30 protein-coding genes are annotated in these 23,836 nt (G+C 65.7%); 12 read left to right on the plus strand and 18 right to left on the minus strand.

What is annotated here, in order from left to right; translation table 11 throughout:
• Positions 1-154: 154 nt before the first annotated feature.
• Positions 155-913: a peptidoglycan editing factor PgeF gene (pgeF, locus tag AAC640_RS14445; protein WP_340267462.1), complete on the minus strand. Its 759-nt coding sequence runs from the start codon at positions 911-913 to the stop codon at positions 155-157.
• Positions 914-1,052: 139 nt separating this feature from the next.
• Here pgeF and AAC640_RS14450 point away from each other — a divergent pair, with 139 nt between their 5' ends.
• Positions 1,053-2,669: an amino acid permease gene (locus tag AAC640_RS14450; RefSeq protein ID WP_340267464.1), complete on the plus strand. Its 1,617-nt coding sequence runs from the start codon at positions 1,053-1,055 to the stop codon at positions 2,667-2,669.
• 28 nt (positions 2,670-2,697) lie between these two features.
• Here the strand turns inward: AAC640_RS14450 and AAC640_RS14455 are convergent, their stop codons facing one another.
• Positions 2,698-3,975, minus strand: coding sequence for a multidrug effflux MFS transporter (locus AAC640_RS14455; protein WP_340267466.1), 1,278 nt, complete (start codon positions 3,973-3,975; stop codon positions 2,698-2,700).
• Between the two features lie 197 nt (positions 3,976-4,172).
• Between AAC640_RS14455 and AAC640_RS14460 the strand changes: the two genes are divergently transcribed.
• Positions 4,173-4,469 carry an SEL1-like repeat protein gene (locus AAC640_RS14460; RefSeq protein WP_340267468.1) on the plus strand — a complete coding sequence of 99 codons (297 nt, stop codon included), beginning with the start codon at positions 4,173-4,175 and terminating at the stop codon, positions 4,467-4,469.
• A 3-nt stretch (positions 4,470-4,472) separates the two neighbouring features.
• On the opposite strand, the gene AAC640_RS14465 is transcribed toward AAC640_RS14460, so the two are convergent.
• The 5 genes from AAC640_RS14465 to AAC640_RS14485 are packed head-to-tail and all read right to left on the minus strand — an operon-like array spanning position 4,473 to position 7,718.
• Positions 4,473-5,606, minus strand: coding sequence for a GNAT family N-acetyltransferase (locus AAC640_RS14465; protein WP_340267470.1), 1,134 nt, complete (start codon positions 5,604-5,606; stop codon positions 4,473-4,475).
• Positions 5,599-6,327, minus strand: coding sequence for a glycerophosphodiester phosphodiesterase family protein (locus AAC640_RS14470; protein ID WP_340267472.1), 729 nt, complete (start codon positions 6,325-6,327; stop codon positions 5,599-5,601). Before AAC640_RS14470 ends, AAC640_RS14465 begins: the two co-directional genes overlap by 8 nt.
• Positions 6,308-6,772 (minus strand): RidA family protein, encoded by a 465-nt coding sequence (locus tag AAC640_RS14475; protein WP_340267474.1) that lies wholly within the window; start codon positions 6,770-6,772, stop codon positions 6,308-6,310. The genes AAC640_RS14470 and AAC640_RS14475 overlap by 20 nt, the downstream gene beginning before the upstream one ends.
• Positions 6,769-7,425, minus strand: coding sequence for an HAD family hydrolase (locus tag AAC640_RS14480; RefSeq protein ID WP_340267476.1), 657 nt, complete (start codon positions 7,423-7,425; stop codon positions 6,769-6,771). Before AAC640_RS14480 ends, AAC640_RS14475 begins: the two co-directional genes overlap by 4 nt.
• Positions 7,422-7,718, minus strand: a complete 297-nt coding sequence (locus tag AAC640_RS14485) for a DUF3572 family protein (protein WP_340267478.1) — start codon at positions 7,716-7,718, stop codon at positions 7,422-7,424. Before AAC640_RS14485 ends, AAC640_RS14480 begins: the two co-directional genes overlap by 4 nt.
• Before the next feature lie 65 nt (positions 7,719-7,783).
• On the opposite strand from AAC640_RS14485, the gene AAC640_RS14490 reads away from it, so the two are divergent.
• Positions 7,784-8,146: a response regulator gene (locus tag AAC640_RS14490; protein ID WP_340267480.1), complete on the plus strand. Its 363-nt coding sequence runs from the start codon at positions 7,784-7,786 to the stop codon at positions 8,144-8,146.
• A gap of 178 nt (positions 8,147-8,324) precedes the next feature.
• On the opposite strand, the gene rpmG is transcribed toward AAC640_RS14490, so the two are convergent.
• Positions 8,325-8,492, minus strand: a complete 168-nt coding sequence (rpmG, locus tag AAC640_RS14495; RefSeq protein ID WP_007687342.1) for a 50S ribosomal protein L33 — start codon at positions 8,490-8,492, stop codon at positions 8,325-8,327.
• 218 nt (positions 8,493-8,710) lie between these two features.
• Here rpmG and AAC640_RS14500 point away from each other — a divergent pair, with 218 nt between their 5' ends.
• The 3 genes from AAC640_RS14500 (at position 8,711) to AAC640_RS14510 (ending at position 10,233) form a co-directional block, all read left to right on the plus strand.
• The gene (locus tag AAC640_RS14500) at positions 8,711-9,043 is read left to right on the plus strand and encodes a hypothetical protein (RefSeq protein WP_340267482.1); all 333 of its coding nucleotides are present in this window, start codon (positions 8,711-8,713) and stop codon (positions 9,041-9,043) included.
• A gap of 16 nt (positions 9,044-9,059) precedes the next feature.
• The gene (locus AAC640_RS14505) at positions 9,060-9,626 is read left to right on the plus strand and encodes a TMEM165/GDT1 family protein (protein ID WP_340267484.1); all 567 of its coding nucleotides are present in this window, start codon (positions 9,060-9,062) and stop codon (positions 9,624-9,626) included.
• A 115-nt stretch (positions 9,627-9,741) separates the two neighbouring features.
• On the plus strand, positions 9,742-10,233 hold the full coding sequence (locus tag AAC640_RS14510; protein WP_340267486.1) for a Dps family protein: 492 nt from the start codon (positions 9,742-9,744) through the stop codon (positions 10,231-10,233).
• A gap of 57 nt (positions 10,234-10,290) precedes the next feature.
• Here the strand turns inward: AAC640_RS14510 and AAC640_RS14515 are convergent, their stop codons facing one another.
• The 6 genes from AAC640_RS14515 to AAC640_RS14540 form a co-directional block, all read right to left on the minus strand.
• Positions 10,291-10,761: a GreA/GreB family elongation factor gene (locus tag AAC640_RS14515; protein WP_340267488.1), complete on the minus strand. Its 471-nt coding sequence runs from the start codon at positions 10,759-10,761 to the stop codon at positions 10,291-10,293.
• Between the two features lie 94 nt (positions 10,762-10,855).
• Positions 10,856-12,682: a cobaltochelatase subunit CobT gene (gene cobT, locus AAC640_RS14520; RefSeq protein WP_340267490.1), complete on the minus strand. Its 1,827-nt coding sequence runs from the start codon at positions 12,680-12,682 to the stop codon at positions 10,856-10,858.
• A complete protein-coding gene (locus AAC640_RS14525) occupies positions 12,682-13,467 on the minus strand; it encodes a tyrosine-protein phosphatase (protein ID WP_340267492.1) in 786 nt (261 codons plus the stop codon). The genes cobT and AAC640_RS14525 overlap by 1 nt, the downstream gene beginning before the upstream one ends.
• Entirely contained in the window at positions 13,464-13,886 is a 423-nt protein-coding gene (locus tag AAC640_RS14530; RefSeq protein ID WP_340267494.1) for an OsmC family protein, read from the minus strand. The genes AAC640_RS14525 and AAC640_RS14530 overlap by 4 nt, the downstream gene beginning before the upstream one ends.
• Before the next feature lie 4 nt (positions 13,887-13,890).
• Positions 13,891-14,898, minus strand: a complete 1,008-nt coding sequence (gene cobS, locus AAC640_RS14535) for a cobaltochelatase subunit CobS (RefSeq protein ID WP_340267496.1) — start codon at positions 14,896-14,898, stop codon at positions 13,891-13,893.
• Between the two features lie 128 nt (positions 14,899-15,026).
• Positions 15,027-15,644 carry a J domain-containing protein gene (locus AAC640_RS14540; RefSeq protein WP_340267498.1) on the minus strand — a complete coding sequence of 206 codons (618 nt, stop codon included), beginning with the start codon at positions 15,642-15,644 and terminating at the stop codon, positions 15,027-15,029.
• Between the two features lie 44 nt (positions 15,645-15,688).
• Here AAC640_RS14540 and AAC640_RS14545 point away from each other — a divergent pair, with 44 nt between their 5' ends.
• Both AAC640_RS14545 and AAC640_RS14550 read left to right on the plus strand, forming a co-directional pair.
• Entirely contained in the window at positions 15,689-15,976 is a 288-nt protein-coding gene (locus AAC640_RS14545; RefSeq protein WP_340267500.1) for a BolA family protein, read from the plus strand.
• A gap of 16 nt (positions 15,977-15,992) precedes the next feature.
• Positions 15,993-16,898 (plus strand): pirin family protein, encoded by a 906-nt coding sequence (locus AAC640_RS14550; RefSeq protein WP_340267502.1) that lies wholly within the window; start codon positions 15,993-15,995, stop codon positions 16,896-16,898.
• Between the two features lie 7 nt (positions 16,899-16,905).
• On the opposite strand, the gene AAC640_RS14555 is transcribed toward AAC640_RS14550, so the two are convergent.
• Positions 16,906-17,745, minus strand: a complete 840-nt coding sequence (locus AAC640_RS14555; RefSeq protein ID WP_340267504.1) for an MJ0042-type zinc finger domain-containing protein — start codon at positions 17,743-17,745, stop codon at positions 16,906-16,908.
• A gap of 167 nt (positions 17,746-17,912) precedes the next feature.
• On the opposite strand from AAC640_RS14555, the gene ftsE reads away from it, so the two are divergent.
• The 4 genes from ftsE to AAC640_RS14575 are packed head-to-tail and all read left to right on the plus strand — an operon-like array spanning position 17,913 to position 20,788.
• Positions 17,913-18,626 carry a cell division ATP-binding protein FtsE gene (gene ftsE, locus AAC640_RS14560; protein WP_340267506.1) on the plus strand — a complete coding sequence of 238 codons (714 nt, stop codon included), beginning with the start codon at positions 17,913-17,915 and terminating at the stop codon, positions 18,624-18,626.
• On the plus strand, positions 18,623-19,528 hold the full coding sequence (locus AAC640_RS14565) for a cell division protein FtsX (protein WP_340267508.1): 906 nt from the start codon (positions 18,623-18,625) through the stop codon (positions 19,526-19,528). The genes ftsE and AAC640_RS14565 overlap by 4 nt, the downstream gene beginning before the upstream one ends.
• The gene (locus tag AAC640_RS14570) at positions 19,525-20,055 is read left to right on the plus strand and encodes a YdcF family protein (protein ID WP_340267510.1); all 531 of its coding nucleotides are present in this window, start codon (positions 19,525-19,527) and stop codon (positions 20,053-20,055) included. Before AAC640_RS14565 ends, AAC640_RS14570 begins: the two co-directional genes overlap by 4 nt.
• Positions 20,056-20,065: 10 nt before the next feature.
• On the plus strand, positions 20,066-20,788 hold the full coding sequence (locus AAC640_RS14575) for a lysophospholipid acyltransferase family protein (protein ID WP_340267512.1): 723 nt from the start codon (positions 20,066-20,068) through the stop codon (positions 20,786-20,788).
• Here AAC640_RS14575 and AAC640_RS14580 read toward each other — a convergent pair.
• The 3 genes from AAC640_RS14580 to AAC640_RS14590 are packed head-to-tail and all read right to left on the minus strand — an operon-like array spanning position 20,785 to position 23,782.
• A complete protein-coding gene (locus tag AAC640_RS14580) occupies positions 20,785-21,690 on the minus strand; it encodes a prephenate/arogenate dehydrogenase family protein (protein WP_340267514.1) in 906 nt (301 codons plus the stop codon). The genes AAC640_RS14575 and AAC640_RS14580 overlap by 4 nt on opposite strands.
• A 3-nt stretch (positions 21,691-21,693) precedes the next feature.
• Positions 21,694-22,791, minus strand: a complete 1,098-nt coding sequence (locus tag AAC640_RS14585) for a pyridoxal phosphate-dependent aminotransferase (protein WP_340267516.1) — start codon at positions 22,789-22,791, stop codon at positions 21,694-21,696.
• 40 nt (positions 22,792-22,831) lie between these two features.
• Complete coding sequence (locus AAC640_RS14590) at positions 22,832-23,782, minus strand: 2-hydroxyacid dehydrogenase (RefSeq protein ID WP_340267518.1); 951 nt, start codon at positions 23,780-23,782, stop codon at positions 22,832-22,834.
• Positions 23,783-23,836: the final 54 nt, after the last annotated feature.

Raw genomic sequence — 23,836 nt, forward strand, 5'->3', positions numbered from 1 at the left:
AAACCACGGTGCTTGCACTGCCGCTAACTCCCGCGAATACTCCCCTATCGCAAGGCGGCCGCTATCGGATGCGTACCCAACAACCACAATCAATCACTCAACACACACGCACGCACGCGCGGTCCATAAAAATGGGGGCGCTGATCATGCACCCTTATGCCGGCGCGATCATCGAGATCTGCCGACCATAATCGGGCTCGCCCAGATGGCAGGACCGGCGATAGCTGTAGAAGCGGTCCGGCTGCGAATAACTGTCCTCATCCAATATTTCGACCTGCCTCAACCCGGCAGCCGCCAAACGTGCGGCCACATAGGCTGCGATATCGAACTGCAGGTGGCCCGCGCGCCCGGCCGAAAAGAAGCGCATATTCTCTGCATCGTCGTCCTCGAAGCGACGGGCGAAGTCGGTCGTCACCTCATAGCTCGCCCTTGCAATACATGGTCCGATCGCCGCACCGATGCTCTCGCGCCGCGCGCCGAGTGACAGCATCGCCTCGACCGTACGGTCGGTAACGCCGCCCAAGGCCCCCTTCCAGCCCGCATGCGCCGCGCCTACGACGCCCGCAGAGCGGTCGGTCAGCAGCACCGGCACGCAATCTGCCGTCAGGATGCCGAGCACGATGCCGGGCCGGTCGGTCACCATCGCGTCCGCAGACGGCCTCGCATCCTCCGTGATGGGACTCGTGACCGTCACAACTTCCGCCGAATGGACCTGGTGCAGCGTTATCAATGCAGCGCCGGGCAGCAGCGCGTCGCGCGCCAAATCGCGGTTCCGTCGCACCGCATGTGGATCATCGGCCGACCCCAAACCCACATTAAGCCCGGCATATAGCCCTGTCGACACGCCGCCTTGGCGCCCGGCAAAACCATGCGGCACGTCGCCAAGGCTGGCCGCCCGCAGCAATTCGATCATAAAGGCTCCCTTGGACAACTGTGTCGGCGTGACGCAACATACTTGCGCGCGCCGCATTAGGCGATAGTCTCCCCCGACATATAGGCGGGCGGTCCACGGCCGCGCGAGCAAAAGACATAGCAGATAAAGGGGTCCATCCATGATTTTCGGGCGCATCAAGCCTCTGGACGCCATTTTGGCCACCGCAGAGAAGAAATCGCTCGTCCGGACGCTTGGGCCGATCCAGTTGACGCTTCTGGGCGTCGGCGCAATCATCGGCACCGGCATTTTCGTGCTGACCGCCGCTGCCGCGCAAAAGGCTGGTCCCGGCATGATGTGGAGCTTCGTCATTGCCGGCGCGGTCTGCGCCTTTGCCGCGCTCTGTTATTCGGAAATCGCGTCGATGGTGCCGGTATCCGGCTCCGCCTATACCTATACCTATGCCGTCGTTGGTGAACTGCTCGCCTGGATGGTCGGTTGGGCCCTGATCCTGGAATATGCCGTTGCCGCCAGTGCCGTGTCGGTCGGCTGGTCTGGCTATTTCATGGGACTGATGAAAAGCCTAACCGGGCTCGAATTGCCGCCTGCCCTGGCGGCGGGTCCCGTCTGGACCATGAATGGTGTGCTCCCGCACGCGGATTTTTCTCACGGCGTCATCAACATACCTGCCATAGTCGTCGCGCTTGCGGTAACCGCCCTGCTTGTGATCGGCACCACCGAAAGCGCGCGGGTCAATGCCGTGCTGGTGGCGATCAAGGTGACCGCCCTGACCGCGTTCATCGCGCTGACCCTGCCGGTTCTTGATACCGGCAACTTCTCGCCCTTCGCGCCCAACGGCTGGTTCGGTCCGGCTGGCACCAGCGGCATGGGTGTCGTTGGCGCCGCGGCTTCCATCTTCTTCGCATATGTCGGCTTCGACGCCGTTTCGACAGCGGCCGAGGAAACAAAGAATCCCCAACGCAACGTGCCGATCGGCCTGATCGGCAGCCTCGCGATATGCACGGTCTTCTATCTGCTTGTCGCGGCCGGAGCGGTGGGGGCAATCGGTGCGCAGCCCGTGCGGGGGCCTGACGGATCGGTCGTGGCGCCGGGATCGCAGGGCTTTGCCGTCACCTGCGCCATGGCCGCTCACGCGCGCGACCTGGTCTGTTCCAACGAGGCACTGGCCCATGTGCTGCGGTCGATCAACTGGACGGTGGTCGGCAATGCACTGGGTCTTGCGGCCAACCTGGCGCTGCCCTCGGTCATCCTGATGATGATGTTCGGCCAGACGCGCATCTTCTTCGTCATGGCACGCGACGGCCTGCTGCCGGAAAAGCTCGCCTCGATCCACCCGCGTTTCAAGACACCGCATGTTGTCACGATCGTCACCGGCGTCTTTGTCGCCATAGCCGCGGCGCTGCTTCCGGTGGGCCAGCTGGCCGACATCTCCAACTCCGGCACGCTCTTTGCCTTTTTCATGGTGTCGATCGCCATCATGGTTCTGCGCGTCAGGGATCCGCATCGGGTCCGCCCCTTCAGAACCCCGGCCGTCTGGGTCATAGCGCCGCTGGCGGCGATCGGCTGCATATTCCTGTTCTTCAACCTGCCGGTCGATGCGCAGCTGGTGCTGCCGATCTGGGGCGCGGTGGGTTTGCTGCTCTACTTCCTCTACGGCTATCGCATGAGCCATGTCGGGCGCGGTCTTGTCGAAGCGCATGAACTTGATGTCGGCATCCCCCCGCAGCCGGTCCCGCCGCTTCCAGGCGCGCATACGCCGGGCGGCCGGGACGCCTGAAGGCAAGACGCTGCGCGGGCTGTGCGGTTCAATGAACCACGTCGAGTTCAGGCTCGCGCAGCGCATCATGGCCGGGGCGGGTAAAGAGCTTGCCTCGCTCGGCCCACGCAACGATCAGCAACGCTATGCAGCCGAAGCTCAACATGCCCAGCGCCAGCGGCTGGGTCGTGCGGTCGAACGCTTGACCAACGATACTGCCCAGCACGCTCGACACCGCCGTCGTCAGGAACGTCTGGAAGGAGGACGCGACGCCGGCGCCTCGGGCGAAAGGTTCCATTGAGATCGAGCTGAAATTGGCGCCTGTAAAGGCAACGGCGAGCATCGTCAGTGCTTGGAACAGCACGAAGGTGCCGATGCTTTCATGACCCGTGCGGATCACGACGAGGTGCGTCGCACTGACCAGGATGAGGCCGAACAGAGCCCCCTGGCTCAGGCGCCGTGCGCCGAATCGCGACATCAGGCGGCTGTTGACCAGACTGCCGATCCCCATGCTGCCCGCCATGGCGGCGAAGGCGAAGGGAAAGAGCGCGCGCGCGTGAAAAACATCGAAGAAAATCTGCTGCACCGACAGGATGAATCCGATCAGTCCGCTCATGATGATGCCGCTGGCGAGCATGTAGCCAATCGAGCTCCGCGTCGTCAGGATCATCCCCACGGTCCGCAGGATGGTTCGCGGCGCGATCTTCAGCCGGTTCTGCGGCAACAGCGTCTCGGGCAGCCGGACTATCATCCACAGCAGGATGCCGGTCGCCAGGATAACAAGCACCCAAAAGATCCAGCGCCAGGGCGCGATCCACAGGATCATCTGGCCAAAACTGGGCGCGACCACCGGTATCAGCATGAACACCGCGAAAATCAGCGACATGACCCGGGCCATGGCGTCGCCCTTGAACCGGTCGCGAACGATGCTGACCGAAATCACACGGCTCGCGCCCGCGCAAAAACCCGCGCATGCCCGAGCGCCCAGCATTATGGCAAAGCTCTGCGCGGCGGCACAGGCTATGGTCGAAAGAACGAACAACGCCATCGCGATGCCCAGCACCTTCTTGCGGCCGAAGCGGTCGGACAGCACGCCGAACAGCAACGATCCGACGCCCAGGCCCATGAAATAGCTGCTGATGATCAATTGCCGGTCATTCGGATGGGGTATGGCGAGATCCCGGGCAATGTCGGGCAGCGCGGGCAGCATCGGATCGATCGACAGGGCGTTCATCGCAATCAGGCATGCGCACAGCATGACGAATTCGCGGAAGCCGATGTCCTTGGCCGCAAGAGCGGACCGGGCCGGAGCAGTGGGATAGGGCATGTGTGGGCTATGGCGCCGAAACCGCGCTTTTACTACCCCTTGGCGCGGCGCTTTCCTGCATTAACCCTGCCCATCCCCGTATCAGCTATATTTTGCGCGAGAGAGACCGACCTGCGTTAACCATTTTTTATCGCCTGGCGGTGCAGCGTGCGGCTTGTCGAAAACCAAGCTGTCGAAATCCAAAAGGGGATTGGGTCATGGCGAACAGTCTTAAGAGCGCACAGTTCCTGATGGAGAGCCGCCTTTCGGGCGCCGCATGCGGATCGGCTGAGGCCTGTTTCGAACTGGGCGTCGCCTATAGCTGCGGCACTGGCGGTCTGCCCGTCGATCTTGTCGAGGCGCATAAGTGGTTCAATCTGGCCGCCCTGCGCGGCAGCGGGGAAGGACAGGCAATGCGTGCGGAGATCGCCGAGGAAATGACCGCGCGTGAGATCGCCGAAGCGCAGCGTCAGGCCCGCTCCTGGATAGCCGCGACGCAATCCCGCGCCGCCTGATCCTTATTCCGTCTGCCGGAAAGGCGCGCGTTCGGCCAGCCAGGCGCGATCGCGTTGCACACCGGCCCGCTCGGCTCCCAGGAAATCCGCCACAGCCCGCCGGAAGCTGGCATCGGGGATGAAATGCGCTGAATAGGTCGGTTCGGGCGTATAGCCGCGCGCCAGCTTATGCCCACCTTGCGCGCCCGCCTCGACCCGGTGTAGGCCGCGCGCGATGGCGGCATCGATCGCCTGATAATAGCACAGCTCGAAATGAAGATGGGGCACGTCCTCGGTGCAGCCCCAATAACGCCCATACAGGGCGTCGGTCCCGATCAGGTTGAGGGCGCCGGCGATCGGCCGCCCCCGCCTTAGCGCCAGCACCAGCAGCACCCGGTCGGCCATGCTTTCGCCCAGCATCGAGAAGAAGGCCCGCGTGAGATAGGGGCGGCCCCATTTGCGGGAGCCTGTATCCTGATAGAAACGCCAGAACGCATCCCAATGCTCTTCCTTGAGCGCGCTACCGGTCAGATGGACAATCTCCAGCCCTTCGACCGCCCGTTCGCGTTCCTTGCGGATATTCTTGCGCTTGGCGCTGGAAAGGCTGCCGAGGAAGTCGGCAAAGTCGCGATAGCCGCGATTGGTCCAGTGGAACTGGCTGTCTTCGCGGATCAGCCAGCCGGCCGTCTCAAACAGCGACACCTGCGCGGGATCGATGAACGTTGCGTGGGCGGACGACAGGTCATTCTGCCGGACCAGCGTCTCGATCCCCGCGATCAGGGCCGGGGCAAGCGCTTCGTCGCGAAGCAGCAGCCTTGGACCCGGCACGGGGGAAAAGGGAGAGGCGAGCTGGATTTTGGGATAATAATGACCGCCTGCCCGTTCCCAGGCATCGGCCCAGCCATGGTCGAACACATATTCGCCCTGGCTGTGCGTCTTGCCATACAGCGGGGCCGCCGCAGCGATCCGGCCGTCGGCACCGTCGATCAGCAGCGGCAGGGGCTGCCACCCGGTGCCTTCGCCTACGCTTCCCGATCGTTCCAGCGCGCTCAGAAAGTCCCAGCTGACGAAAGGATTGGCGATACCCGCGCAGGCATCCCATTCCGCACGCGGCAAATCCGCCACGCCTTGGGCTATTCGGGCGATGCACTCAGCCATGTGGCCGCTCGAAGATGATCTGGTCGGCATGGGACGCCGCCCGAACATGATCGGCGTCGCTGCGCACGGTCCAGGTCAGCACCGGCAGCCCTCGACGCCGGGCGCCATTGGAGAGCGAGGATGGCAGGTCGCGAATATCACAGGCCACAAAATCGGGCCTCGCGATCCAAAGCGCAAGGGTCCGGCGGGCTGCGCCGCGCAAGCCTGACTCATCCTGTTCCGTCACCACTAGGCCGCGGACAGTCCTGGGCCGATGGCGCGCGAACCAGCGTATTGCGACGGGGTTGAACGACATGACGGCCGCCTTGGCGCCGGGATGCCGATCCAGATCACGCGCCACCGCCGCGCAGAGCGGGGCCACATGACGCCCGATGACCTTGAGTTCGATCAGCAGCGGAACGGCCGGTCCCACCAGGTCCAGCAAGGCATCCAGCCGGGGCAGTCTACCCCGGTCTGGCAGCGCCAGCTGCTCCAGCGCCTCCGCCGTGAAATCCGCCAGTCGGCCCTCGACCCCCGCCATGCGCGCCAGCGCGTCGTCGTGAAAGACCATCGCCACGCCATCCAGGCTCACGCGCACATCGCATTCGATGCCGAAGCCTTGCGCCACGGCAGCGCGAAACGCCGCCATGCCATTTTCGCTGACGCCGGCTCCATGCAGCCCGCGATGGGCGAAGGGCCGGTCGGTCAGGAAGGATGTTTGTTCAGGCCGCCGGGCGGACAAGGACGACCGCATCGATTTCGACCACAGCCCCCAGCGGCAGGACGGGCACGCCCACCGCGCTACGGGCATGTTTGCCCGCGTCGCCGAATACTTCGACCATCAATTCGGACGCGCCGTTGGCAACCTTGGGCTGGTCGGTGAAGCCGGGCGCGCTGCTGATGAAGGCGCCCAGCTTGACGATCCGTTGGACCCGATCGAGGTTACCGAGCGCCGCCTTCATCTGCGCGATGAGGTTGAGGCCGCAGGCCCGCGCCGCCTTGACGCCATAATCGAGGTCGCGGTCCTCGCCCAGCCGGCCCGTCATCAACTGCCCGTCGGATAGGGAAATCTGGCCGGAAATATGCAACAGGCCATTGGCCTCGACGGCGGCGACATAGGCGGCGACCGGCGCGGCCGCTTCGGGCAGGGTGATGCCGATTTCGGCAAGACGGGCTTCAACACTCATACAGGGACTCCATGGGGATCGGGAATCATGTGGGGTGCCGGACCATCGGCGATCCGCGCCGCGATCCAGCGTTCGGCCGTTGCCCAATCGTCGATCCGGGCATGGGCGAAGGGCGCGGCCGGAATGTCGGCGGCGATCTCCGGCTCGCCGACCATGTGCAGCCGCCAGACGCCGGGCGCGGCATCGGCGACCGATTGATGATGTTCGGCCAGATCGTCGATGAAGAGCGCGACGGAAGGCTGGTGTTCGGCCAGGATGTCCGCGAGCCGTGCCCCCTTGGGGCCCTGGTTCCAATGCACCGGATGATGCAGCCCATGGGTCGCCAGCTGCTCGACGCGCAGGGCATGATGCTGTTCCCCGATATTGGTCAGCACGACGACGTCGGCGATCGACGACAGCCGCCCCAACGTCTCGATCGCGCCGGTGATCGGCATCTGCCGATGCATTTCCGTGTCGAAAAACCCGATCAGCAATTTCCACACAAGTGCGCGTTCGACCGGGACGCCGCTGTCCTTGTGCCGCAGCGCCTCGGCAAATCCGCGCTCGCGCATGTCGAAATGGACGTCATGATGCTCGTCCAGCCATTCCCGAAAAGGCACGACCATGTGCAGCAGCACCTCATCGCAGTCGGTGACAATCAGGGGACGACTCATCGGCGAAGCAGGTCCTTTGCGGCCATCAGCTCGTCGGGCGCTGCCTCAATGGCCTGGGCGCAGGCGATGAGGTCGGGTTCATGGTCGGCCAGGAAATCCAGCACCGCGCCCAGCACAGCCGGATTGTCGACCCCTGACCGCAGCGCGTCGGCGTCGAGCCCGGTCAGCGCCAGCAGCCGGTCCGCCCGCCGTTCATCCTCCAACGTCCAGGCAAGCGCCAGCAGCGCGAGTGTGAAAGGCTCCGCCGTCACGCCTGGCCTATCCTGCTTGCTATCGGGGTGTTGCGAACGCATGATTGATTCTCGGGCGGTGGCGGGCTTAATGGCGCACTTGTGCGTATCTGGAACGCGGGTGATTGGTGGCAAAGCGCGTGCTCGTTGTCGAGGACAACGAACTCAATCTCAAACTTTTTTGCGATCTGCTGCGCGCACATGGCCATGAAGTGCTGCCTCTGCGTGACGGGCGGGACGTGGTTGCCCAGGCACTGGACTTTCGCCCTGACCTTGTAATCACGGACATTCACCTGCCGCATGTCAGCGGCCTTGATCTCATCATTTCGCTAAAGCGCGACCCGCGCCTGTTCAGCGTGCCCATCATGGCCGTGACCGCCTATGCCGGCAAGGGCGATGAGGAGCGCATCCGCGAAGCCGGCGCGCAGGCCTATGTTTCGAAGCCGATCTCAGTGCTCCGTTTCGTCGAGCAGGTGAACGCCTTGCTGTAAACATGCCGGTCTGGTTCCATTGGCGCCGGCCCAGGATCACTCGGTCTTCAGCGTTGCGGCTGGCGGCTGGCGGCCAGCAGTTGGCGGGATTGTTTCAGCCACAAACAAAGGCCCGCTCCCAAGGGGACGGGCCTCTTCGTTCAGCCAAAGGCAGCGGGCGGCAAACGCCGCCTGCCGCTTACTTGATCTTGGCTTCCTTGAACTCGACATGCTTGCGCACGACCGGATCATATTTGCGGAAGCTCAGCTTCTCGGTCTTGGTGCGCGGATTCTTCTTGGTGACATAGAAGAAGCCGGTGTCAGCCGAGCTGACGAGGCGAATCTTGACGGTTGCTGGCTTGGCCATGGCCCTGGTTCCTGGTCGTGAATTTCGTGAAAAAGAAAAGCGGCCCCCCAATTCTCGCGAAAAAGGGCCGCCCCGTTTCAGCCGTCGCCCATGAGGGAGATTCGGGATGATGTCAAGACGCGCGTGGCGGATCTTGCCGTCTCGTGCTAGAGTTTACGCGGCCTTAACCTGCCCCGGCCCATGCTGGGATCGGAGCGACAGGACGGGGGAGAATTCCCATGCGACATGATCCGATGCTGGCCATTCTTGCAGATTTGCTGGACCGTGTAGAGGGCCTGGCGGGCGAGCGAAGCCATTTGACCCTGGCCCGATTACGGGATGAGGTCGACCAGATCCGGCATGTCGCGCGCGCCTATCACATCGACAGCGTGGAAAGCCTCGCCGGAACCCTTCAGTCGGCACTGTCGCTGCAGGGAATGGGGCCAGTGATATTATCCTATCTCGACCTGATGCGCGATGCGATCGCGGCCGAACTCCCGGACGGGCAGATCATTCCCATGCCCATCGTGGTAAAGCCGGCGGCGATCGCCGGAACGCCGCTGGCCTTCTGACGCCTGACCGCTGCCCATGGACGCATTGCTGACGGCCCTGCTCGGCTGCTTCCTGGGCGAAATGGGGGACAAGGGCCAGTTGCTGCTGGCCGCGCTCGCCGCCCGATTCGGCCGACCCCGTGCTGTCATCGCCGGCGCTGCCGCAGCCGTGCTCGCCAACGCAACAATCGCTGCGGCGACGGCGGCCTTCATTATCCCCATGCTCGGGTCCGACGCCCGGCTGCTGTTCCTGGCGCTCGCCGTCCTGTTCCTGGGCGTCGCGATGCTCTGGCGGGTCAAGGCGCCCGATCCGCTGGCCGACTGGCCCACCGGCCCCTTCGTCACCGCGGCGCTCGGCCTTTTCATCCTCGGCTTCGGAGAGGGGTCGCAATTCCTGATCCTGGGAATCGCCACTCGCACTGCCGATCCGGTCATGGCGGCGGCGGGCGGCGCCATCGGCATGATGGCGGCGCTGGTCCCCGCCATTTTGCTGCGCGAGGCGCTGGTGCGCCACGCCGCCGTCCGCGCCGTGCGCCGCGTGGCTGGCGTGCTGATGCTGCTCATCGCGCTCAGGCTCGGCGTCACGGCGCTCGGCCTCGCCTGATCGACCGCCTTCATCAGACTTAACGAGGATTTCGGCGCGAAATTCCGCGTCATCCGTGGCACCTTATGGCCATCGGATCATTATATGTCCGAAACTATCCAGGCAGGAGCAAAGCATGACAGCCCCCGATCTCAAGACTCCGACCGACTTGCGCAGCAACGCGACCAAATCCGTCGCAGAGGCGCTGAACGGCGTGCTGGCCGACAGCTACGCGCTGTATTTCAAGACCAAGAATTTCCACTGGCACGTCTCTGGCCCGCATTTTCGCGACTATCATCTGATGTTCGACGAGCAGGCGGCGCAGATCCTGGCTGTCACCGACGCCATCGCCGAGCGGGTTCGCAAGACGGGAAATACTACGCTGCGGTCGATCGGCGACATCGCGCGGCGGCAGTCGCTAAAGGATAATGACGCCGATTATGTCGGGCCGGCGGACATGCTGAACGAACTGCGCGAAGACAATCTGAGGCTGGTCGAATCGCTGCGCGCCGCCAAGGCCGCTGCCACCGAGGCAGGCGACAACGCGACCGAGGGCATTGTCGACGACTGGACCGACCAGGCCGAGGAACGCGCCTGGTTCCTGTTCGAAGCCAGCCGCAACAGCTGATCCACTCACTCCGCGCGGAGTCGCTTGCCGCGTCTCCGCGCGGACGAAAAACCGGGGTCAGTCTTCGTCGATCACGCCGATCGTCATGATCTCGATCGCGTCGGCGCGTCCGTTGAAGTCGACATGATCGCCCTTCTCCGCATCCATCATGGCGCGGGCGAGTGGTGAGGAAAAGCTGACCCGGCCGGCATTGGGATCGGCCTCGTCATCGCCGACGATATCGACCTGCCGGGCCTTGCCGTTCAGCCTGTAGCCCACCCGTGTGCCAAAGCCGACGGCGCCGCCGTCCGGCCGCGGCCGCAGCTGCGCGGTCGCCAGCCGGGTGCGCCAGTAGCGCAGTTCGCGCTTGAGCTTCTTCGCCTCATCCTCGGTCATGGCGGCCGTATCGACCGCTTCCAGCGCGGCCACCCGTTCGCGCGTCAGCCGCAGGCCGCGCGCCGTCACCCAATTCGGGCCGGGGGGCAGCGGAAGCTCGAAGCTGGGCTCCAGATGTTCTTCATCGCTCTCGCGACGGAAGGCGACGCTCATTATCTTGTCTCCTGCGCCAAAGGCCACGTGCCCGGCTGCCGAGATCGAGAGGCGAGCCGCTCTTTTCAAGGGAAGGGGCGACGAACCGCGCTCGTCAGTCGTCGTCGAACAGGCCTGCCAGCTGCTCCACCATCGTACCGCCCAACTGTTCGGCATCCATGATCGTGACCGCGCGCCTGTAATAGCGGGTGACGTCATGACCGATGCCGATCGCTACCAGCTGCACTGGCGACCGACTTTCGATCCATTCGATGACCTGCCGTAGATGCCGCTCCAGATAGGTCCCGCTATTGACCGACAGGGTCGAATCATCGACCGGCGCGCCGTCGGAAATCACCATCAGGATGCGGCGTTCCTCGTTGCGTGCGATCAGGCGATTATGCGCCCACAGCAGCGCCTCGCCGTCGATATTTTCCTTCAGCAAGCCCTCGCGCATCATCAGGCCCAGGTTCCGCCGCGCCCGGCGCCAGGGCTCGTCCGCCTTCTTGTAGATGATGTGGCGCAGGTCATTGAGCCGCCCCGGCATCGGCGGCCGCCCGGCGGCCAGCCAGTCCTCGCGGCTCTGCCCGCCCTTCCACGCGCGGGTGGTAAAGCCCAATATCTCCGTCTTGACGCCGCAGCGCTCCAGCGTCCGCGCCAGGATGTCGGCGCTGATCGCGGCGATGCTGATCGGCCGCCCGCGCATCGACCCCGAATTGTCGATCAGCAGCGTGACCACCGTATCGCGGAACTCGGTATCGCGCTCGATCTTGTAGCTGAGCGACCGGGTCGGATCGATGACGATGCGCGCCAGCCGCGCCGCGTCCAGCAGCCCTTCTTCCTGGTCGAAGTCCCAGCTGCGCGACTGCTGCGCCATCAACCGCCGCTGCAGCCGGTTGGCGAGCTTGGTGACCGCGCCCTGCAGGCTGGTCAGCTGCTGGTCGAGGAAGCCGCGCAGCCGGTTCAGCTCATCCTCGTCGCACAGGTCCCCGGCGGTGACGACCTCGTCATGCAGCAGTGTATAGGGCTTGTAGTCGAAGCCGGGGGGCAGGTCCGACATCGGGCGATTGGGGCGGACTGGCATCATGCCTTCCTCGCCCATATCATCGGCGCCGCCTTCGCTGTCGGCGTCGAAATCGTCGCTATAGTCGGTCTCGCCTTCCTCGGTCTCGCCGCCCTTGTCCTCGGCCCGCGCCTCGGCGTTCATGTCGCTGTCGCCGGTCTCCTCCTCGCCGGAGTCGCCCTCTTCCTGCTGTTGCTCTTCGTCCTCGCCTTCGTCCTGCGCCTCGTCCTCGTCGGTTTCGGGCGGCGCTTCGCTGTCGACCAGCTGCAAATGCTCCAGCATCGACTGCGCCAGCTTCTGGAAAGCGCGCTGATCGTCGATGGCGAGGCCCAGCGCATCGAGATCGGCACCAGCCTTTTCCTCGATCCACGCGTCGATCATCGCCATGCCCGCCGCTGCGTCCTTGGGTACGGGCTGCCCGGTCAGCCGTTCGCGTACCTTGAGCGCCAGCGCCGTCGACAGCGGCACCTCATCGGCCGATCGGGCCCGGCGCAGTGGATCCGACTTCAGCCGAAGGTCGAGCGCATGGTTGAGGTTCGCGCGCACCCCCTCCATCGCCCGCGCGCCGATCGCCTCCACCCGCGCCTGCTCCACGGCGTCATAGACAGCGCGCGCAGTCGCGTCGGCCGGCGCGGCGGCATTGTGCAGCTTCGCACTATGATGGCGCAGTCTCAGCGCGTTGGCATCGGCAAAGCCCCGCGCCAGTCCCACCTGGTCCGGGGGCAGGTTGCGGCCCGGTGTCGGCACCTTGATCGCCTTGCCCGCCATGTGCGGCGCATCGGCGGTAAAACCCACCTCGACTTCCGCATCGCGCGCGATCGATCGGGCCGCGCCGGACAGCACGTCCTTGAAGGCGTCGAGGGCCGACCGCTCGGCCATCAGTCCACCAGCGTCCTGCGAAGCGTCTCGCGCACCGTCTCGTCCACGCCCAGCGCATCGCGCAGATAGCCCTCGATGCCGCCATGGCTTTCGTCCAGCGTGTGGAACATCGCGTCGAGATAATCGGTATCCACCCGCAACAGCGGCTCTATCGCCGCGCCCAGCGCAACCCGTGACCGCGCGACCAGCGTGTTTCGCTGCGCCAGCAACCAGTCCCAGTCCGCAAGGCTGTTGGTAAGCAGATAATCCTGTACGATCGTGTCGCGCGGCACGCCGAGCGCCGTCAGGATCAACGCCGCGCCCACGCCGGTACGGTCCTTGCCCGCCGAACAGTTGATGAGGATGGGGACCCGCCCGCTCGCGATCTGGCGGAACATGGCGCGATAGGATTCCGCATGGTCCACCGGGATGGCGCGGTAGGTCGAGATCATGGCATGGCGCATGTCCTCCGGCGCGACGTCGTCGCGCCTCATGAGCTCGCTCAATATCCCGCTTGATTCGCCATAATCCCGGCAGAAATAATCCACCTCCGCTCCATGCCAGGCGGTCGGTTCGGCCGCGCGTTCGTTGGCTCGCCGGAAATCGCAGATTGCGCGGATGCCAAGCGCGCGCAGATGGTCCGCATCCGCCTCAGTCAGCAGCGCCATGGTGCCGGATCGATAGAGCACGCCCCGGCGCACATGCCGCCCGTCGCTGGTCGCATAGCCACCGAAGTCGCGCAGGTTGAAGGCGCCTTCCAGCTGCGGGCGACCTTCCTCGGGGACGGGGCGCGCGGTCGCCGTCATGGTCGCTCGGCCTCGCCGACGCGCGGCACCCCGACTGTCTCGATCTGCGTCTCGACCTCGCTCATCAGCTTGTGGACGGGGCATTTGGCGGCGACGCTGATCAGCCTGTCATGCTGCTCGTCTGTCAACGGTCCTGTGAGCGCGATGCGCGTCGTCAGCCTGTAGACGCCCTGGCGTTCCTTGCTGTCGTCGCGGATGACACCAACATGGATGCCCTCGACCGGAATGTGGTTGCGCTGGGCATACCAGAGCATGGTCATCGCCTTGCACGCGCCCAGCGCCGAATCATACAGATCGTGCGGATCGGGACCCTCATCATGCCCATCCGGCGCGCTCATGTCCGCGATCAGCTCGTGTCCGCGAATGCTGATGCGATGGGCGGTGCCGCCCTGCGGGTCGATCCTCTCGACGACGATCATGGCGTTATGCCGCCCGGCTCGCGACGCTTTCGGGCAGATCCTTGCCGAACACGCGCTGATAATATTCGGCAACCAGCGGCCGTTCCGCCTCGTCGCACTTGTTGAGGAAGGACAGGCGGAAGGCGAAGCCCACATTCTTGAAGATCAGCGCATTCTGCGCCCAGCTGATCACGGTGCGAGGGCTCATGACGGTCGAAATATCGCCGTTGATGAATCCCTGCCGGGTCAGTTCCGCCACCTTGATCATGTTCTCCACTTCCTTGCGGCCGCCCTCATGATCATATTCGCCCGACTTGGCGAGGACGATCTGCGCCTCGGTCGCGGCGGGCAGATAGTTGAGCGTCACCACCAGGTTCCACCGGTCCATCTGGCCCTGGTTGATCTGCTGCGTGCCATGATAAAGGCCGGTCGTATCGCCCAGGCCGACAGTGTTGGCGGTGGCGAACAGGCGGAAATGCGGATTGGGGTGGATGACCCGGTTCTGGTCGAGCAGCGTCATCTTGCCCTCCGCTTCCAGCACGCGCTGGATCACGAACATGACGTCCGGCCGGCCCGCATCATATTCGTCGAAAACGAGCGCGACCGGATGCTGCATGGCCCAAGGCAGCAGCCCCTCGCGGAATTCCGTGACCTGCTGTCCTTCGCGCAACACGATGGCGTCGCGGCCGATCAGGTCGATACGGCTGATATGCGCGTCCAGGTTGATGCGGATGCATGGCCATTTCAGGCGGGCAGCGACCTGTTCGATATGGCTCGACTTGCCGGTCCCGTGATAGCCCTGCACCATGACGCGCCGGTTGAAGGCAAAGCCTGCCAGGATCGCCAGCGTCGTATCCGGATCGAACACATAGGCGGGATCCAGGTCCGGCACGCGTTCGTCGGCTTCGGAAAAGGCCGGGATCTTCATGTCGACGTCGATCCCGAACATGTCGCGCGCATCCGCCTCACGGTCGGGCGTGGCCAGCAGCGTTTCGGAACGGGTATCGGGCTGGACGTTGGGGATGTCGGTCATTTCGCGGTCTTTCTCGTCATGTCGTTCCAGCCCCTAATCATAGCCGAAGGGCGTGTCGATAGAGTGGGGCCTCCTGCGCTATCGATCAAGCCGCCCCATGGGTCGGATTGGCCTGCTTTTGCCCGGCGTCAGGCGAAGGCCGGGGCCTTGCGCAGCAGGCCATAGGCCTCGATCACGTCCTGCAATGCCTGTTCATGGCTGCGGTCGCCCCCATTATGGTCGGGATGATAGCGGCGCAGCAAGGCGGTATAACGCTGTCTGAGCGCCTTGCGATCCGCATCGATCGGCAGGCCCATGACCCCCAGCGCCTTGCGGTCCTCGCCGGACAGGAACTTGCCGTCCTGCCGTATCTGTGCATCGGCGCGCGCCTTGGCGACCCGTTCCTTGAACCTGGCGCCGATGGCGTCCAGCGGGTCCTGAAAATCCGACCAGCGCGGCGGCGGGCTCGCGGCATTGGCGGAAAAGGCGCGCGTCTCCCGTTCCCATCCGGCATAGGGCCTCTGTGCGGCGGCGATTTCCTCGGGGCTCATGCCGGTGAAAAAATTATAGCCCTGGTTGAACTCGCGCACATGGTCGAGGCACAGCCAGCGCCATTGCGGCCCTTCGTGGGTTGCCCGGCTGCCCTCCAGCGGCGGCGCGCGGAACTCTCCCGGCTCGGTGCAGCCGTCCACCGCGCAGGCGCGGTCGCTTGCCACGCGGCCGTGGAAACGGTTGAAACGTCGGGTCGAGAAGGAATCGCTGGCCAAGATTGTCCTGATGCAAGAAGGGGCAAAGCGCCTATATAGGGGCGATGACCATTCAACCGAAAGGCCCTGTGGCCACGGAAATCGAAGAGCGGCTGCGCGCCGCCTTGGCACCCGACCATCTCGCCGTCATCGACGACAGCGACAAGCATCGCGGCCATGCCGGCCATGACGGCGCCGGCGAAAGCCACTTCACGGTGGAGGTCGTGTCGGCGCAGTTTGCGGGCAGAAATCGCGTCGCCCGCCAGCGTCTTGTAAACGCGGCGCTGGCCGAACTGCTGCGCGAGAAGATCCATGCGCTCGCCATCAAGGCCCGCGCGCCGGGCGAAGCCTGACACAGAAGGGATAGCCATGACCCTCGACGAAATCATTGTCCAGACTGTCACGCCCACCACCCACGACCTCGGCGATTTCCGCGTCCGCCGCTCGTTGCCCGCGCCGGGACGGACGATGGTGGGGCCTTTCATCTTCTTCGATCAGGCTGGTCCCGCGAAGATCGCGCCGGGGCAGGGGATCGACGTGCGCCCCCATCCGCACATCAACCTGGCGACCGTCACTTATATGTTCGAAGGCGCCTTCCTCCACCGGGACTCGCTCGGCACCGAACAGCTGATCGAGCCGGGCGCGGTCAATCTCATGACAGCGGGCAGCGGCATCGTTCATTCGGAACGGTCACCGGCCAGCGACCGGGCGCGGGAGTCGAAGCTGTCCGCCATCCAGACCTGGCTCGCGCTGCCCGATGCGCGCGAGGAAATGGCACCCGCCTTCGAACATGTCGGTGAGGGCGGCCTGCCCGTCATCGATTGCGGCCGGGCGAGTGCGCGGGTCATCATGGGAAGCCTCTGGGGCGCGACCTCGCCGGTCACCACCTATGCCGACACCATCTATGCCGACATCCAGCTGTCCCCCGGCGGCAGTGTCCCGATCGATACCGACGCTGATGAACGCGCCCTCTATGTCGCGGGCGGCGATGCCGCGCTCGATGGCGTGGCCCTGTTGCCGCAGACGCTCTATGTCCTGCGCCCCGGCACCCGTGCCACATTGATGAGCGTCGATGGCGGCCGCGTCATGTATTGCGGCGGCGAAGCCTTCCGCTCGCCGCGCCATGTCTGGTGGAACTTCGTGTCTTCCAGCACCGACCGACTGATGCAGGCGCGCGAGGATTGGGAAGCCATGCGCTTTCCCCTGATCCCCGGCGACGACCAGGAGTTCATCCCGATCCCGCAGGGGCGGCCGAAGACGGTCAGCTATCCCTGACCCCGGCTTATTGCACGAAGGTCAGCGACAGATTTTCCGCATTTTTGGGGATGTCGATCCGGCTCTCGTTGATCGACGCTTCCTCGCCGGGCTTCAGGCTGGCGCGGTCCGCCTTCGTCGTCCAGCTGAACACCAGGCGGTTCTGCTGGTCACGTAGCTGGACCAGCACCGGCGGCACGGGCAGCGTCTGCTTGCCGCTGTTCACGATCCGCGCGCCGAACGCGAAATATTCCTCGCCGGTGGGCAGCTTGCGCCGCTCCGCGGGCTTGGAGAGATAGAAGAGCAGATCGGGATCGCCCTCTTCCGGCACCAGCCCCAGATTGACGGCCCAGCTTGGCGTGCCGAAATACCAGAAAGCGCCGCCGGCTGCACCGATGGCCAGGAAAAAGGCGACGGCGGCATAGGTCCAGAGCTTCAGCGTGTTGCGCCGGGGCCGGGCAGGCAGCTCATCGCTTTCCACCGGCTCCCGAGGGGCGCGTCCATAGACATCGTCGACCCAGTTGTCGGGCGCTGCTGCGGAAGCGACGACCGGCGCTGTGGCGCTTTGGCGAACAGGCTCCACCTCGGGCGCGGCAACGACCGGATCGGCAACCGGCGCGGGTTCGGCCGTGGGTGGCGGTGGAGCAGGAGGAGGAGGAGGAGCAGAGGCCGGTGGCGGAGCCGGCGCAACGGCCACATCGGCACCGGCCTGGCCCACGGCCGCCAGTTCTTCCCTGGGCGCGGGCACGGCGCCCTCCTGGAACCAGCTATGTTTGCAGGAGGCGCAGCGAACCTGGCGGCCATTGGGGCCGACGGCGCTGTCCGGCACAATATAGCGCGTGGCGCAATTGGGACACACCAGGATCATGACGCTTCATAGGCACGGCTTGGACTCAAGGGCAAGCGGCTTCATGCAGCGGCGGATGCTGCCGCGACTCGGCGGTTTCCGCCGGTTGGGCTTTACGGCTCCCTGCCCGCTGTGCCATGGCTGTGTCACAGGGGCAGAAGGGAGCGCGCGGGCGCAATCATTGAGGCATGTCGGCGATCGTCCAGTTCGAAAATGTCGGCCTGCGCTACGGTCTGGATAGCGAGACGCTGTCCGACGTCAGCTTCTCCCTGCATGGCGGCGGTTTCTATTTCCTGACCGGCGCGTCGGGCGCGGGCAAGACCTCGCTGCTGAAACTCATCTACCTGGCCCAGCGGCCCAGCCGGGGCGTCATCCGCCTGTTCGGCGAGGATGTCGTGACGCTGCCGCGCAAGCGCCTGCCGGGCTTTCGCCGCCGCATCGGCGTGGTCTTCCAGGATTTCCGGCTGGTGTCGCACCTGTCGGCCTATGACAATATCGCCCTGCCGCTTCGGGTCGCCGGCATGGCCGAAAGCGAGATCGACGCCTCGGTCAGCGAGATGCTGAACTGGGTGGGCCTCGGCGATCGCGGCGACGCGCGTCCCGCGACCCTCTCGGGCGGGGAGCAGCAGCGGGTCGCCATCGCCCGCGCCGTCATCGCCCGGCCTGAAATCCTGGTAGCCGACGAACCCACCGGCAACGTCGACGCTGACATGGCGCAACGCCTGCTCACCCTGTTCGAGGCGCTCAATCGCCTGGGCACCACCATCGTCGTCGCCACTCACGATCTGCCGCTGATCGGCCAGGTTGCCGGCGCGCAGATGATGCGCCTCGACAAGGGGCGCCTGTCCGATCCCACCGGCGCGCTGCGTTATCCGCCCCGGCCCCAGGTGGCGACCTCGTGAGCAGCGCGGTCGACCGCCGTGCCGCCGCCGCCGCGCGCCACCGGCTGCTGCCCGAAGGCCGGGTCGCGGGGCCCATGCCCTGGGTGATCGCGATCATGATGTTCCTGACGGTCCTGTCCGCGGCCGCGGGTCTTGGCCTGGGCGCGGCGGTCCGGGCGGTCGGCGCCGATCTCGCCGGTCGCGCCACCGTCCAGATCGTCGAGGCCAACGCCGATCTGCGCGAAGCGCTGAGCGGGCGGGCCGTCCGGATGCTGCGCGCTTCGTCCGACGTACGCGCGGTCCGTCCCGTTGATCCGGCTACGCTTGCGGACCAGATCCGGCCCTGGCTCGGCGATGCAGCGACCAGCGGCGACCTTCCCATTCCCGCCCTGATCGACGTCGATCTGGCGCCGGGTCCCGCCGATGTCCGGGTCGAACGCCTGCGCCGCCAGCTGGCCGCCCTTTCGCCCCGTATCCGGGTCGAACCCCATGCCGCCTTTCTCCAGCCGCTCGCTGCGTTGCTGGCTGCGCTGGGCGGGCTGGCGGCCGGCATCGTCCTGCTGATGGCGCTGGCGACCGCCGCGATCGTCGTGCTGGCGGCGCGCGCCGCGCATGACAGCCATCGCGGCACGATCGACGTGCTGCACCTGATGGGGGCGACCGATGTTCAGATCGCTCGCCTGTTCCAGCGTCGCATCGGCCTCGACGCGCTGTTCGGCGGCGCGCTCGGTTTCTCGGTCGCGCTGTTCGTGATCGTCCTGCTCGGCAGCCGGATGACCGCCACCGGGTCCGCCCTGCTTGCCGCGATCAGCCTGCCCTGGGCAAGCTGGATCATCCTTGCCCTGCTGCCTGTCGGCGGCGTGCTGCTGGCCACGCTCGCCGCGCGCTGGACGGTGCTGCGGTCGCTGGGGCGACTGCTATGATCGTGCGCCTCGCCGCCGTCACGCTGCTGGCGTGGATGCTGGGCTTTGCCTGGTTCGCGATCTTCCTGCCGCAACCCCAGGATGGCCGGCCGACCGACGCCATCGTCGTCCTGACCGGCGGCGCGGGACGGATCGACCGGGGCCTTGCGCTGTTGCAGGAAGGCGCGGCGAAGCGCATGCTGATTTCCGGCGTTGACCGATCCGTCCGCCCGGCTGAACTGGCGACGCAATATCATGCGCCCGAACGGCTGTTCGCCTGCTGCATCACGCTCGGTCGCGAAGCCATCGACACCAGGTCGAACGCGATCGAAACCGCCCGCTGGCTGGAACGGCGCCACTTCACCAGCGTGCGCCTTATCACCACCGACTGGCACATGCGCCGTGCCGGCCTGGAACTGCGTCAGGCCTTGCCGGGTCGCCCGACCATCGTCTACGACGCCGTTCCCAGCCGGCCCAGCCTCGCCATGCTGCTGCGGGAATATAACAAATATCTGCTGCGCCGGGCTGCGGCGCTGATCGGGATATGATCGCCGTCCCATGATCACTACGCTGCGCTCGCTTGCCTATATGCTGATCTTCTACGGCGGCTCGGTGCTCATGGTGCTGACGGCCCTGCTGGTCGCCTGGGTCCGACCCGCTGGCGTGGCCGCCGTGGCAACCGCCTGGGGGCGCTTCCACCGGCTCTGCGCGCGCTTTCTGCTGGGGCAGCGGGTGCGGATCGACGGCGATCTGCCGCACGGGTCCTATCTCTATATCCTGAAGCATGAATCGATGTTCGAGACCATCGACCTGCTGTGCCTGTTCGACCGGCCGGTGATCGCCGCCAAGCGCGAACTGCTCGACATCCCTCTTTGGGGCAATATCGCTCGCCGCTATGGCCTTGTCCCGGTCGAACGCGGTGCCGGGGCGAGCGCGATGCGGTCCCTGCTCGCCGCCGCCCGCCAGACTGTCGCGCAGGGCCGCCCGCTCTGCCTTTTTCCCGAAGGCACCCGCGTGCCCCATGGCGAAGCGCCGCCGCTACGCGCCGGCTTTGCGGGCCTCTACGCCATGCTCCGCCTGCCGGTCGTACCCATTGCCGTCGACAGCGGCAGGCTGGCACCGCGCGGCAGCTTCCACAAGCGAGCCGGCGTCATCACCTACAAGGTGGGGGAGATCGTCCCGCCCGGCCTCGACCGCCGGGAAGCGGAAGCGCGCGTCCATGCGGCCATCAATGCGCTCAATGGGCCTGTTGCTGGTAAGGACGATGAGCCGGAAAGTTAATGGCTGCGCCCGAAGTCGGGCTTTGGATCGTCCTGGCCCTGTTCGATGATCGACCGCCGGATCGCCCGGGTGCGGGTGAACAGGTTGAACAACGTGTCGCCATCATTCCAGCGGATCGCGCGCTGCAAGGTGGACAGATCCTCCGAAAAGCGCTGGAGCATCTCCAGCACCGCTTCCTTGTTGGCCAGGAACACGTCGCGCCACATCGTCGGGTCAGAAGCCGCGATGCGGGTGAAGTCGCGGAAGCCGCCTGCCGAATATTTGATGACTTCCGACTGGGTCACATCTTCCAGGTCGCTGGCCGTGCCGACGATGGTATAGGCGATCAGGTGGGGCAGGTGGCTGGTCACCGCCAGCACCAGGTCATGATGCTGCGGGTCCATGGTTTCAACGTCGGCACCGACACGATGCCAGAATTCGACGATGCGCGCGACCGCCGCCGGATCAGCACCGGCAGGCGGCGTCACGATGCACCAGCGGCCGCGGAACAGCGAGGCGAACCCCGCCTCCGGCCCGCTATTCTCGGTCCCCGCGACCGGATGCGCGGGGATGATCGTCCGGCCGGGCAGTGCGGCATTGAGCTGCGCCAGCACGTCCGCCTTGCAGGAACCAACGTCGCTGACGATGGCGTCGCCCGGCAGATCGTCGGCGATGTCCGCCGCCACCATGCCCATCGCGCGGACGGGCACGCACAATATCACCAGGTCCGCGTCAGTCACGGATGCGCCCGCCGTATCGGTCACATCGTCGCACAGGTCGATGGCGCGCGCGATCTCCCGCACGCGCGGATCGGCATCATGGCCTGTCACCCGGACCGTCGGCATATGGTCGCGGATCGCCCGCGCCAGGGATGAACCGATCAGGCCAAGGCCGATGATGGTGACGCGGGTGAAAGGCAGCATCGCTCAGGCCGCCTCCGCCATGGCGCGCAGCTTGGCCGCTATGCTGCGTACCTGCTGCTCGGTGCCGATCGTGATGCGAAGGCCATGGGGCAGGCCCTGTCCAGGCAGCCACCGGGTCGCATAGCCTTCGTCCCACAGCCCCTTCATCGCCGCCTCGGCGGTCAGCGCGCCCCCGAACAGGATCAGGATGAAGTTCGCCTTGCTCGGCACCGCGCGCAGGCCATGGTTGGACAGCGACGCGATTTCCCCCGCCAGCCATTCGCGCCACCGGCGATTATGCGCGCGGCTCGTCTCGACCCAGGCCTGGTCGTTGATCGCCGCGACCGCCGCCGCCTGTCCCGCGGCCGTCACGTTGAAGGGCGCGCGGATGCGGTGCAGCACGTCGATCACCTCCGCGCTGGCATAGCCCCAGCCGATGCGCTCCGCCGCAAGGCCGTAGATTTTGGAGAAGGTCCGGGTGACGAACACATTGGCGGCCGATTTCGCCAGTTCCAGCCCGCCATCATCCTCGTCCGCGTCCAGATATTCGGCATAGGCCTGGTCGAGCACGAACAATATGTCGGGCCGCAGCGCCGCGTGCAGCCGGGCAATATCCTCGCGCGGGGTCATCGTGCCGGTGGGGTTATTCGGGTTCGCCAGGAACAGGACCTTGGTCTTGTCGGTGACGCAGGCCAGCAGCGCGTCGATATCGGTCGCATAGTCCCTGTCGGGGGCGATCACCGGCGTGGCGCCCACCCGGCGCGCCGCGATGTCATAGACCGAAAAGCCGTAGCGCACATATAGCACTTCGTCCCCAGGCCCCGCATAGCCGCTCGCGGCGAGATGCAGCAACTCGTCGGACCCTGTGCCGTAGATCACCCGCGCGGGGTCCAGCCGATGCGCAGCCGCGATCGCCTCGCGCAGCTTCGCGGCACCCGGATCAGGGTATGTGGCCAGGTCCGCCGTCGCCGCCACCAGCGCCGCGCGCGCGGCCTCTCCGGTGCCCAGCGGGTTTTCGTTGGCCGACAGTTTGATCAGCGGCCGGCCATCGTCGGCCGCCGCCTTGCCCGGCACATAGGGGGAAATGCCGAGAATCCATTCCTTGGGCGCTGGTTTCGTCATGGCCGCGCTTTAGCGTCATCCGCGCCAAAGGCAAAGCGCGCTATGGGACCGGCGTCACCAGCGGCTTTCCGCCCGCCCAGGCGTCCAGATTGGCGAGTACCAGGTCAGCCATGGCACGGCGCGTGCCCTCGGTCGCGCTGCCCTGATGCGGCTGCAATACGACATGGTCCATCGCGAGGAGGGCGGGCGGCACGTGCGGTTCGTGGGCGAACACGTCCAGCCCCGCGCCGCCGATCCGCCCTTCCGCCAGCGCCGCCACCAGCGCATCCTCGTCAATCACGCTGCCCCGGCTGATATTGACGATCACCCCCTGGCTTCCCAGAGCGTCCAGCATCGCCCCGTCGACCAGCCCCTGCGTTTCCGGTCCGCCGGAGGTGGCGACGAGGATGGCATCGCTCTCCATCGCGAACTGGATCGGGTCGGCGACATAGCGATAGCGTACATCCTGGGCCGCGCGGCGGCTGTGATAGATGATCTCGCCGGCCACCGGCTCCAGCCGCCGGGCGATCGCGCGGCCGATCCGTCCCAGTCCCAATATGCCGATCCGCCGCCCCGTTACGCTGCCGCTAAGCTGTGGCTTCTCGCCCCGCGCCCATGCGCCGGACCGCACCATCCGGTCATTGGTCGCGATATTGCGTACCGCCGCATAGAGCAGCCCCACCGCAAGGTCGGCGACATCGTCGGTCAGCACGTCGGGCGTGTTGCTGACCATGATGCCTTTGGCGCGGGCATGATCGATGTCGACCTTGTCATAGCCTACCGAAAACAGCGCGATCATCTCCAGTTTCGGCAACGCGTCCATGATCGCGGCCTGCGCGCCGACCGACCCGAAGGACACCAGCGCCCGCGCCTGCCGCACCTCCGCGCCCAGTGTGGCCGGATCGGCATCGGCCGCTACGGCATGGACGATGAAGCGATGCCGCAGCGCCTCGTCCAGATAGGGGGACAGGGGGCCATAGGCGACGACCGGAACGGATGGGCTGGAAGTCATGGCCTTCCTCTAGTCGATCTTACCACGATTGACAGCCTCCGTCCGCAGTCCTAG

It is taken from the genome of Sphingobium mellinum, assembly GCF_037860795.1.
Lineage (GTDB): Bacteria > Pseudomonadota > Alphaproteobacteria > Sphingomonadales > Sphingomonadaceae > Sphingobium > Sphingobium mellinum.

Excerpts from the sequence above, each read along its gene's own strand:
- AAC640_RS14590 (WP_340267518.1), bottom strand. The coding sequence starts at position 23,782 with ATGACTTCCAGCCCATCCGTTCCGGTCGTCGCCTATGGCCCCCTGTCC.
- AAC640_RS14530 (WP_340267494.1), bottom strand. The coding sequence starts at position 13,886 with ATGATCGTCGTCGAGAGGATCGACCCGCAGGGCGGCACCGCCCATCGC.
- AAC640_RS14480 (WP_340267476.1), bottom strand. The coding sequence starts at position 7,425 with ATGAGTCGTCCCCTGATTGTCACCGACTGCGATGAGGTGCTGCTGCAC.
- AAC640_RS14555 (WP_340267504.1), bottom strand. The coding sequence starts at position 17,745 with ATGATCCTGGTGTGTCCCAATTGCGCCACGCGCTATATTGTGCCGGAC.
- AAC640_RS14485 (WP_340267478.1), bottom strand. The coding sequence starts at position 7,718 with ATGCGTTCGCAACACCCCGATAGCAAGCAGGATAGGCCAGGCGTGACG.
- rpmG (WP_007687342.1), bottom strand. The coding sequence starts at position 8,492 with ATGGCCAAGCCAGCAACCGTCAAGATTCGCCTCGTCAGCTCGGCTGAC.
- AAC640_RS14525 (WP_340267492.1), bottom strand. The coding sequence starts at position 13,467 with ATGACGGCGACCGCGCGCCCCGTCCCCGAGGAAGGTCGCCCGCAGCTG.
- AAC640_RS14500 (WP_340267482.1), top strand. The coding sequence starts at position 8,711 with ATGCGACATGATCCGATGCTGGCCATTCTTGCAGATTTGCTGGACCGT.
- cobS (WP_340267496.1), bottom strand. The coding sequence starts at position 14,898 with ATGACCGACATCCCCAACGTCCAGCCCGATACCCGTTCCGAAACGCTG.
- cobT (WP_340267490.1), bottom strand. The coding sequence starts at position 12,682 with ATGGCCGAGCGGTCGGCCCTCGACGCCTTCAAGGACGTGCTGTCCGGC.
- AAC640_RS14450 (WP_340267464.1), top strand. The coding sequence starts at position 1,053 with ATGATTTTCGGGCGCATCAAGCCTCTGGACGCCATTTTGGCCACCGCA.
- AAC640_RS14465 (WP_340267470.1), bottom strand. The coding sequence starts at position 5,606 with ATGGCTGAGTGCATCGCCCGAATAGCCCAAGGCGTGGCGGATTTGCCG.
- AAC640_RS14510 (WP_340267486.1), top strand. The coding sequence starts at position 9,742 with ATGACAGCCCCCGATCTCAAGACTCCGACCGACTTGCGCAGCAACGCG.
- AAC640_RS14475 (WP_340267474.1), bottom strand. The coding sequence starts at position 6,772 with ATGAGTGTTGAAGCCCGTCTTGCCGAAATCGGCATCACCCTGCCCGAA.
- AAC640_RS14545 (WP_340267500.1), top strand. The coding sequence starts at position 15,689 with ATGACCATTCAACCGAAAGGCCCTGTGGCCACGGAAATCGAAGAGCGG.
- AAC640_RS14570 (WP_340267510.1), top strand. The coding sequence starts at position 19,525 with ATGATCGTGCGCCTCGCCGCCGTCACGCTGCTGGCGTGGATGCTGGGC.
- AAC640_RS14515 (WP_340267488.1), bottom strand. The coding sequence starts at position 10,761 with ATGAGCGTCGCCTTCCGTCGCGAGAGCGATGAAGAACATCTGGAGCCC.
- AAC640_RS14575 (WP_340267512.1), top strand. The coding sequence starts at position 20,066 with ATGATCACTACGCTGCGCTCGCTTGCCTATATGCTGATCTTCTACGGC.
- pgeF (WP_340267462.1), bottom strand. The coding sequence starts at position 913 with ATGATCGAATTGCTGCGGGCGGCCAGCCTTGGCGACGTGCCGCATGGT.
- AAC640_RS14455 (WP_340267466.1), bottom strand. The coding sequence starts at position 3,975 with ATGCCCTATCCCACTGCTCCGGCCCGGTCCGCTCTTGCGGCCAAGGAC.
- AAC640_RS14460 (WP_340267468.1), top strand. The coding sequence starts at position 4,173 with ATGGCGAACAGTCTTAAGAGCGCACAGTTCCTGATGGAGAGCCGCCTT.
- ftsE (WP_340267506.1), top strand. The coding sequence starts at position 17,913 with ATGTCGGCGATCGTCCAGTTCGAAAATGTCGGCCTGCGCTACGGTCTG.
- AAC640_RS14550 (WP_340267502.1), top strand. The coding sequence starts at position 15,993 with ATGACCCTCGACGAAATCATTGTCCAGACTGTCACGCCCACCACCCAC.
- AAC640_RS14580 (WP_340267514.1), bottom strand. The coding sequence starts at position 21,690 with ATGCTGCCTTTCACCCGCGTCACCATCATCGGCCTTGGCCTGATCGGT.
- AAC640_RS14505 (WP_340267484.1), top strand. The coding sequence starts at position 9,060 with ATGGACGCATTGCTGACGGCCCTGCTCGGCTGCTTCCTGGGCGAAATG.
- AAC640_RS14585 (WP_340267516.1), bottom strand. The coding sequence starts at position 22,791 with ATGACGAAACCAGCGCCCAAGGAATGGATTCTCGGCATTTCCCCCTAT.